A 7,508-nucleotide genomic window follows, 5' to 3' on the forward strand; every position below is an offset into this window, starting at 1 on the left:
GGCATGGTGCAGCAGAGCCGCCCATCGCCGCAGAGTTCCGGCCCGTCCGGCGGTTATGTGGGCAAGCATGCCCGCTCCGGATCGGGCAATGGGAGCAAGGCTGCGGCCATTCCTCCCCCGGCAAAGCAGCGGGGCTTTTCGTCCGCGGGCGCGCGTGACCGGCGATCCTATGCCGCCATTGATCTGGGCACCAATAATTGCCGGCTGTTGATTGCCAAGCCTTCGGCCGACGGGTTCATCGTCGTCGATGCCTTTTCCCGAATCGTCCGGCTGGGCGAGGGGCTGGCGTCGTCGGGTCGGATCAGCGACGCAGCGATCGACCGCGCGATCGCGGCCTTGTCGGTCTGCGCCGACAAGCTGCGCCGCCGCCATGTGACGCTCGCCCGGTCGGTAGCCACCGAAGCCTGTCGGCGCGCTTCCAACGGATCGGAATTCATCCAGCGAGTCTATCGCGAAACCGGCATCGCGCTCGACATCATCAGCGCACAGGAAGAAGCGCGACTGGCGGTGCTGGGCTGTCACGCACTGCTGGAGCCGGGCGATGGGCCAGCGCTGATCTTCGACATTGGCGGAGGCTCCACCGAACTGGTACTGGTCGATGCGCATGGTGACGGCGCGCCGCACATCGTCGATTGGGTCAGCGCTCCCTGGGGTGTTGTTTCGCTGACCGAAAGCGAGGCGTTCGATCATGATGATCCTGCCGAACGGCTGGCCGCTTATGGCCGCATGCGCGCCCGCGTGTCTGAAGCCTTCCTGCCGTTGGCGCGCCGTTTGCCGCGCAACGCGCAGGGCATCCGCCTGCTTGGCACATCGGGAACGGTGACGACGCTCGCCAGCCTGCACCTCAATCTGCCGCGTTACGACCGACAGGTGATCGACGGGCTGATCGTGCCGTGCGATGCGATGCGCGCGATTTCGGATCGGCTTTCCGGCATGGCCTTGGCGGAGCGGCAGCAGCTTCCTTGCATCGGCACCGAGCGCGCCGATCTGGTTGTCGCGGGATGCGCGATATTGGAGTCCATCCTCGACATCTGGCCGGCGGAGCGCTTGGGCGTAGCCGATCGCGGCATCCGCGAAGGCATTTTGCGCGGCCTGATGGATCGCGACGGGAGGGCGATGTGAGAGGCGCGGGCGCAGGCAAGGTTCGCGTTAAGACCGCGAAGGGCCGCACGGCACAGTCGGTGCGCTGGCTCGAACGGCATTTGAACGACCCCTATGTCAAGAAGGCGAAGGCCGAAGGCTGGCGCAGCCGCGCCGCCTTCAAACTCATCGAACTGGATGAGAAATTTCATTTCGTGAAGGGGTCGCGCGCGGTCGTCGACCTGGGCGTGGCGCCAGGCGGCTGGGCGCAGGTGGTGCGCAAGATGGCGCCCAAGGCAGCGGTGGTGGGCATCGACCTGTTGCCGACGGACCCTATTCCCGGCGTGACGCTGTTCGAAATGGACTTCATGGATGACAAGGCGCCCGACCTGCTGCGCGAGGCGCTGGGGCAGGAGCCGGATCTTGTGATCTCGGACATGGCCGCGAACACCGTCGGCCATGCCCCGACCGATCATCTGCGCACCATGGGCCTGGTCGAGGCTGCGGCGCAATTTGCGGTCGAAAATCTGCGCAAGGGCGGCACCTTCGTCGCCAAGGTGTTCGCCGGCGGCACGGATGCGCAATTGCTGGCGGTGCTGAAAAAGCATTTCACCACGATCAAACATGCCAAGCCCCCGGCCAGCCGCAAGGGCAGCGTGGAATGGTATGTCGTGGCGCAGGGGTTCAAGGGGCGGACGGACGAAGCGGCCTGAACGGCCATCTAGGGGGATCATTGGTCGCAACGGTTTCGACGGTCGCCTATCTGGGGCTGGAGGCGCGCGCTGTGGAAGTGCAGTGCCAACTGGTTCCGGGCCTGCCCAATTTCATCCTCGTCGGGCTGCCTGACAAGGCCGTCGCTGAAAGTCGCGAGCGGGTGCGCAACGCCATCGCCGCGATCGGCCTATCGCTGCCGCCAAAACGGATCACCGTGAACCTGTCGCCCGCCGACCTGCCCAAGGAGGACCATTCTTTCCCCTTTTTGAACTTTCGTATGCTCGGCTGTAATTGAAATAATCGTTGCGAGTCAGTGCTATGGCTCGCGATCACGGATGACATTGCAATTCATACGTATGTTTCTTCCTTTGAGATGTTTTGCCGACGCGGCAGCCAACGTGGAAACGGCCGCAAGAATTCATGCTCCGAAGGTGAAATTTGAACACAGTGGAGCTCTTGCCGTAGCGCCTCCAATCTGCGACTGATCGGACGTCGTTGGTGGTAAGCCTGACGATGGGGCGTGGTAACCTCTCTAGCTGATGGCCGGTCGCAAAGTGTTGCGGCCGGGTGGCCGTCGCGCATGTCCAAGGCTCGCCTAAAGGCGACGGCGCTTGGAGCATCAGCCTAAGTTACCAACACCCGGCTCTGCCGGTCCGCCCCTGCTTGCAGCGTTGGAGGACTGAGCATGCGTATCGAGTTTACGGGTAATATTAAGCCCGAGGATTTTGATCGGGTTGTAGCAGCAGCTATGTGCGTGCTCGCGGAAGAGGGCGTCGCGAAGATAAACAGCGTCACCCTCGATTTTCTTGCATGGAGTGCCGGAGGAGAGCGACGGCAAGCGGTTGACAGTGACGGCTTTATGGCATCGTTGACGATACCAGGCGAAGAACTGGCTGCCATTCCAACCGTTGTACAACTTCAGGCGCCGGAGACCATCACGTTCCGCGATCGGCCTGAGGACATGGAATTCAACATGTTCAACATAGGGGCGGGTCGAGATGACTGAGGATGAAATTCTCCAAAGGAATCTCGAATTGGCAGTCGGTCTACCGACCGGATGGCAAGCGCTCTATCGGCAAGTGATCCACGATGTAGCAAAGGTCGATGGAACCGCAACGGTGGTCCAAGCTAAAGAGAAATTTGGCGAGATGCGGGTCTATTTGAAGGCTTACAGCGAGCCAGCTTTTGCCCTTACTGACGCCGCTACGGCTCGTTCTCGTACCCTGTGTCAAACATGTGCGGAACCTGCCGTTCTTTCGCGAACGACTGATGGGTTTTACGCGACTGTCTGTCCTCAACACTCAGATGGATTTGCGCCCGCGAAATTTACTCCCATGCGGCACGTAAGGGTACTAATCCCCAAACTCGACGATGATGTCGAGGACGATCCAAGCTGGTGATGCGAAAGGGGCAAAAATGATCGTTACCCTTGATGAGCATTTGGCGCGCATACGCGCTCGCAAAGTCGAGCTTGGCATCGTGGATAGCCCCGAGCGCACCGAAGCGATGCGCAATTCAGGGCTTCGGCGAACGGCGCGAAAGCGGGCGGCACTCGCGCGGATCGCCGAACGTTCCCATGCTGTGTGTATCATAGCCCTGGAAGCGCGCCGCTAGCGGGGTACGTTTAATGGCCAAACGCATTGTGGAATATATGTCCGCAATAAGGCGCGCGATCACCGACTTATCTGTGATTGCGCATTCGATTATCTCCAGAACACCTTCTATCCGTCTCCAATTCTGGAAAGTGTTCTTGTGGCAGCATTATTCGAACCATTCCGACTAGGTACGCGCACCCTCCCCGGCCCCGATCAATTCATGCTGTTTTGACGCCGCAGGGCGAACGGACGGCTAAGCTGGGGATGAACGTTCGCCGATGGAGACAGGAGCGAATGGCTATGGACGACAAATGCCGGAAGGTCTTGGGACAAAGCCGTCGTTCACGATCACCCGCCTTGATCGACTGCATTAGACGATAGCGGACGCTCAGGCCGTCCTCGGGCATAACGGAATGTCTCATCTAGCCAGTGGCCACTGCCGTCGATCACCCTACACTGGAACAGATGCTAATAACCCAAGCGGACCGCTGCTATGACTCAACTGACCAAGACCGATATCGAACTCGCAACCAAGGCCTATGGCGCCGCGCGGGCGGCGGTCCAGAACTGCCATGCGCAGGTGAACGCCTACGCCGATGCGGATGAGAACCGTCCCGACGACTTCGACCCTGAGGAATACCTGCAGGACATGGCGGCACAGCTGGAGGAACTGAGCCGGAAGGCCATCGACGCACTGCGGATTCTGCTTGAGCTGCTCGGCCTCGACGCGACGCGGATCGACTTCGACGACCAGATCGCAGTGTTCGAGGCAGTCGACTTCACGAAGGTCGGATACTTCGACGAATATTACGGTGCGAACAACGTGGTGGTGGACGCGGTGAGTCGGCGCCTTGATCGCATCGCGCCGCTTATCGAGATTCCGGCGGACGTGAGGACCGAGCGACGCGTGCTCGCTCGGATGCTGCGACAGACCGCGCATTACCTCGACGCGATAAATAATGTACCGACCAGGGAAAAGGACGTGCAAGACGCTCTTCAGCCGGCGCTACGGCTCGCGTTCCCCGACGTCATTCGCGAACCACCCATCCCGAAACAGACCAAGACCTACCATCCGGACTTCGGCATCGATTCCATTGCGACGGCGGTCGAGGTGAAGTTCGCCGACGACAAGCAGAAGGCGAAGTCAGCGATAGGCGAACTGTATGAAGATATGAAGGGATACGAGGACAGCGAATTCTCGCTCTTTGTCGGACTCGTCTACCTAACGGGCGCCTATCTTTCCCAGGATCAGGTCGATGCCGAGATGAAGAAGGTCGGCACTTCGAAGAACTGGCGCGTCTACTTGGTCTTCGGAGATGGAAAGCCCAAACCGAAGCGTGGCCCGGCGGAATCCGCGAAAGCGGCAGCCACGTGAGGCAAGACGAGGTCGCGGCCGGCCTGCGCGAGCTTGCGTTTGACTTGTTCTACTGGTTCTCGCGCTTTGAGTTCGCCCTCTGGCCTTCCCCGTGATCGGAGCTCGTGCCCAGCCGGACTGGGACCGGTTCGTAGTCGTGCATCAGGATCAATACGCACCCGATCAAGCCGCGTACGCCCTCATAGAGGCGAATCCGCTCCGACAGATCGTGGACGCGCGTGCCGCTCGGAGACAATCAAAGACTGGTGCGCTGTCAGAACGGATGGTTCGAACAGGCGTTCACGCTTGATCGCCAAGTGAACTTGCCGACCTTCCCGCCTAGGGTTGAGCGGGCGGCTCGCCAGTCCAGTCCTGCACGAGCGTAGGCCAGTCGATCACGCGCGGACTCTTACCGGTCCACACGTCCCAGAAATCAGGGTCTGAGGATTGCGGCCGATGTTCCTCGGCCAGTTCGTCCATTTCAACCAGCAAAGGGATCGGCGTCGCCCAACCGAGAAGCACGGCCTGACGCGATGGCAGGCTAGGAAGCTCCTTCAGCAGACCCGCAACATTATCCGGAACAAGCCGTGCGACTAACGCCTGGTCAAGGTCATTCACGATCCGATGAAGCAGGAAGGTGTTGCACTGGGCAAGGATGGTCGGTGAGGATCAGCGTGCAATAGGCACCCCCTTCGTGGGGTGATCGGCGTGCAAAAAGGACCCCTTCATCCCGGGGATTTAGTCGGCCGACTGGTTTTGATCAGTTGGCGAGAACGGGATGTTGATCGTGGAGACAGTGGTTCGGATTCGGCGTGAGCATGCAGCGGGTAAGGCGATCAAGGCGATCGCTCGTGACCTTCGTTTGTCGCGGAAGGTCGTCCGCAAAGCGATCCGGTCGCCGGAGGCGGCGTTCAACTATCAGCGCAAAGTCCAGCCGCTGCCGCGGATCGGTCCTTATCAGGATCGTCTCGATGCGCTGCTTGAGGAGAACGAAGGTCGCGGCCGCCGCGATCGGCTACGGATGACGCGTATCCATGACCTGCTGGTGCGCGAGGGGTTCGATGGATCCTATGATGCGGTGCGCCGCTATGCGGCGCGCTGGCGTGCTGCGCGGCGGAAGGATGCTGGCGAAGGCGCACCGGCGTTCATCCCGATGACCTTCCAGCCGGGTGAGGCCTACCAGTTCGACTGGAGCCACGAGGATGTGGAGATCGCCGGCAAGCCGATGCGGGTGAAGGTGGCGCATATGCGTCTCTGCGACTCGCGCGCACCCTATGTCCGGGCCTATCCGCGCGAGGGCCAGGAGATGCTGTTCGATGCCCATGCCCGGGCGTTCGCGTTCTTCGGCGGTGTGCCGCGACGCGGTATCTACGATAATATGAAGACGGCGGTGACGGCCGTGTTCACCGGCAAGGAGCGTGTGTTCAACCGCCGCTTCCTGATCATGACCGATCATTACATGGTCGAGCCGACCGCCTGCTCGCCGGCGGCGGGATGGGAGAAGGGCCAGGTCGAGCAGCAGGTCCAGACAATCCGAGGCCGCTTCTTCCAGCCGCGGCTCCGGTTCGCCAGCCTGGCCGAGCTCAACGGGTGGCTGGAGGCCGAGTGCCGGCGCTGGGCCGAGCATCATGCCCATCCCGAACGCGGGGATATTACCGTCGCCGAGGCGCTGGATATGGAGCGACCGGCCCTGCAGCCGATCCTGGCACCGTTCGACGGCTTCCATGAGAGCGAGCATGCCGTCACCGGCACCTGCCTCATCAGCTTCGATCGCAACCGCTACTCGGTCATGTCGACGGCCGCACGCCGGACCGTTCAGGTGCGCTCCTATGCCGATCGCATCGTCATACGCTGCGGCGATGCGATCGTCGGGGAGCATGAGCGCCACTTCGGTCGGAACCGCACGATATACGATCCCTGGCATTATCTGCCGGTCCTCGCGCACAAGCCCGGCGCGCTGCGTAACGGCGCACCGTTCCAGGACTGGGATCTGCCGCCCGCCCTGCACCGATTACGGCGAAGGCTCGGCACCGGGGACGAGGCCGATCGCAGGTTCGTGCGGGTCCTCTCGGCGGTGCTCACCGATGGCCTGGAGCCGGTAGAGGCTGCCGTGCGCGAAGCGTTGGCGAACGGAACGGCCAGCGACGAGCTGATCCTCAACATCCTCTCCCGGCGCCGCGAGCCGGCGACACCCCACAGCATCGTCACTTCGGAAGACCGGATGCTGCAGCATCCTCCGCTCGCCGACTGTGCCCGCTATGATCTGCTGCGAGGCTATGATGCAGCGGCATGATATGATCGACACGATGCGCGGCCTCGGACTCAAGGGCATGGCGGCGGCGTTCGACGAGGCGGTCACCACCGGCCTCCAGCGCAAGCGCACCACCATGGAGATACTGACCGACCTGCTCCGTGCTGAGGCGACCCACCGGGATGCAGCCTCCATCCGCTATCGGATGACGGCTGCGAGGCTGCCCGTGGTGAAGGACCTGGAGCGGTTCAGCTTCGAGGGCACACCGATCAATGAGGAGATGATCCGCTCCCTTCACGATGGCTCCTTCCTCCCGCCTCGCCGCAATATCGTGCTGGTCGGCGGCACGGGGACAGGCAAGACCCACCTCGCCATCGCGATCACCGCCAATGTCGTGCGAAGGGGCGCTCGCGCCCGCTACTTCAACACCGTCGATCTGGTGACACGCCTCGAAGAGGAGACCCGGATCGGCAAAGGCGGGACCCTGGCGGCGCAGCTGTCGCGGCTCGACCTG

The 7,508-nt window shown here is 61.9% G+C and carries 9 protein-coding genes and 1 pseudogene; 9 read left to right on the forward strand and 1 reads right to left on the reverse strand.

The genetic code is table 11. From position 1 onward, the window contains the following. Positions 1–3 precede the first annotated feature (3 nt). The 7 genes and pseudogenes from LL253_RS18010 to LL253_RS18040 all read left to right on the forward strand — a co-directional run bounded on the left by LL253_RS18010 (position 4) and on the right by LL253_RS18040 (position 4,764). A complete protein-coding gene (locus LL253_RS18010) occupies positions 4–1,122 on the forward strand; it encodes a Ppx/GppA phosphatase family protein (RefSeq protein ID WP_228221627.1) in 1,119 nt (372 codons plus the stop codon). Then, the gene (locus LL253_RS18015; RefSeq protein ID WP_009820623.1) at positions 1,119–1,793 is read left to right on the forward strand and encodes an RlmE family RNA methyltransferase; all 675 of its coding nucleotides are present in this window, start codon (positions 1,119–1,121) and stop codon (positions 1,791–1,793) included. The genes LL253_RS18010 and LL253_RS18015 overlap by 4 nt, the downstream gene beginning before the upstream one ends. Before the next feature lie 20 nt (positions 1,794–1,813). Beyond that, a pseudogene (locus LL253_RS18020) lies at positions 1,814–2,041 on the forward strand (magnesium chelatase domain-containing protein); the annotation flags it as partial. Positions 2,042–2,479: 438 nt separating this feature from the next. Beyond that, entirely contained in the window at positions 2,480–2,800 is a 321-nt protein-coding gene (locus tag LL253_RS18025) for a hypothetical protein (protein WP_133084308.1), read from the forward strand. Further along, positions 2,793–3,194, forward strand: a complete 402-nt coding sequence (locus LL253_RS18030; RefSeq protein ID WP_133084307.1) for a hypothetical protein — start codon at positions 2,793–2,795, stop codon at positions 3,192–3,194. The genes LL253_RS18025 and LL253_RS18030 overlap by 8 nt, the downstream gene beginning before the upstream one ends. Positions 3,195–3,210: 16 nt before the next feature. Beyond that, the gene (locus tag LL253_RS18035) at positions 3,211–3,408 is read left to right on the forward strand and encodes a hypothetical protein (RefSeq protein WP_228228058.1); all 198 of its coding nucleotides are present in this window, start codon (positions 3,211–3,213) and stop codon (positions 3,406–3,408) included. Positions 3,409–3,882: 474 nt separating this feature from the next. Beyond that, positions 3,883–4,764 carry a PD-(D/E)XK nuclease domain-containing protein gene (locus LL253_RS18040; RefSeq protein ID WP_228228059.1) on the forward strand — a complete coding sequence of 294 codons (882 nt, stop codon included), beginning with the start codon at positions 3,883–3,885 and terminating at the stop codon, positions 4,762–4,764. A 318-nt stretch (positions 4,765–5,082) separates the two neighbouring features. Here the strand turns inward: LL253_RS18040 and LL253_RS18045 are convergent, their stop codons facing one another. Beyond that, positions 5,083–5,361, reverse strand: coding sequence for a hypothetical protein (locus LL253_RS18045; protein WP_228228060.1), 279 nt, complete (start codon positions 5,359–5,361; stop codon positions 5,083–5,085). 160 nt (positions 5,362–5,521) lie between these two features. Between LL253_RS18045 and istA the strand changes: the two genes are divergently transcribed. Together istA and LL253_RS18055 are read left to right on the forward strand one after the other, a co-directional pair. Next, on the forward strand, positions 5,522–7,036 hold the full coding sequence (gene istA, locus LL253_RS18050) for an IS21 family transposase (RefSeq protein ID WP_021238707.1): 1,515 nt from the start codon (positions 5,522–5,524) through the stop codon (positions 7,034–7,036). Further along, positions 7,023–7,508 (forward strand): ATP-binding protein (locus tag LL253_RS18055; protein WP_228228064.1); only part of this gene is annotated, 486 nt, incomplete at its 3' end. The genes istA and LL253_RS18055, both read left to right, overlap by 14 nt.

The organism is Sphingobium soli (assembly GCF_020782245.1).
Lineage (GTDB): Bacteria > Pseudomonadota > Alphaproteobacteria > Sphingomonadales > Sphingomonadaceae > Sphingobium > Sphingobium soli.

Coding starts and splice junctions, on each gene's coding strand:
- LL253_RS18025 (WP_133084308.1), top strand. CDS start 2,480: ATGCGTATCGAGTTTACGGGTAATATTAAGCCCGAGGATTTTGATCGG.
- LL253_RS18035 (WP_228228058.1), top strand. CDS start 3,211: ATGATCGTTACCCTTGATGAGCATTTGGCGCGCATACGCGCTCGCAAA.
- istA (WP_021238707.1), top strand. CDS start 5,522: ATGTTGATCGTGGAGACAGTGGTTCGGATTCGGCGTGAGCATGCAGCG.
- LL253_RS18010 (WP_228221627.1), top strand. CDS start 4: ATGGTGCAGCAGAGCCGCCCATCGCCGCAGAGTTCCGGCCCGTCCGGC.
- LL253_RS18040 (WP_228228059.1), top strand. CDS start 3,883: ATGACTCAACTGACCAAGACCGATATCGAACTCGCAACCAAGGCCTAT.
- LL253_RS18030 (WP_133084307.1), top strand. CDS start 2,793: ATGACTGAGGATGAAATTCTCCAAAGGAATCTCGAATTGGCAGTCGGT.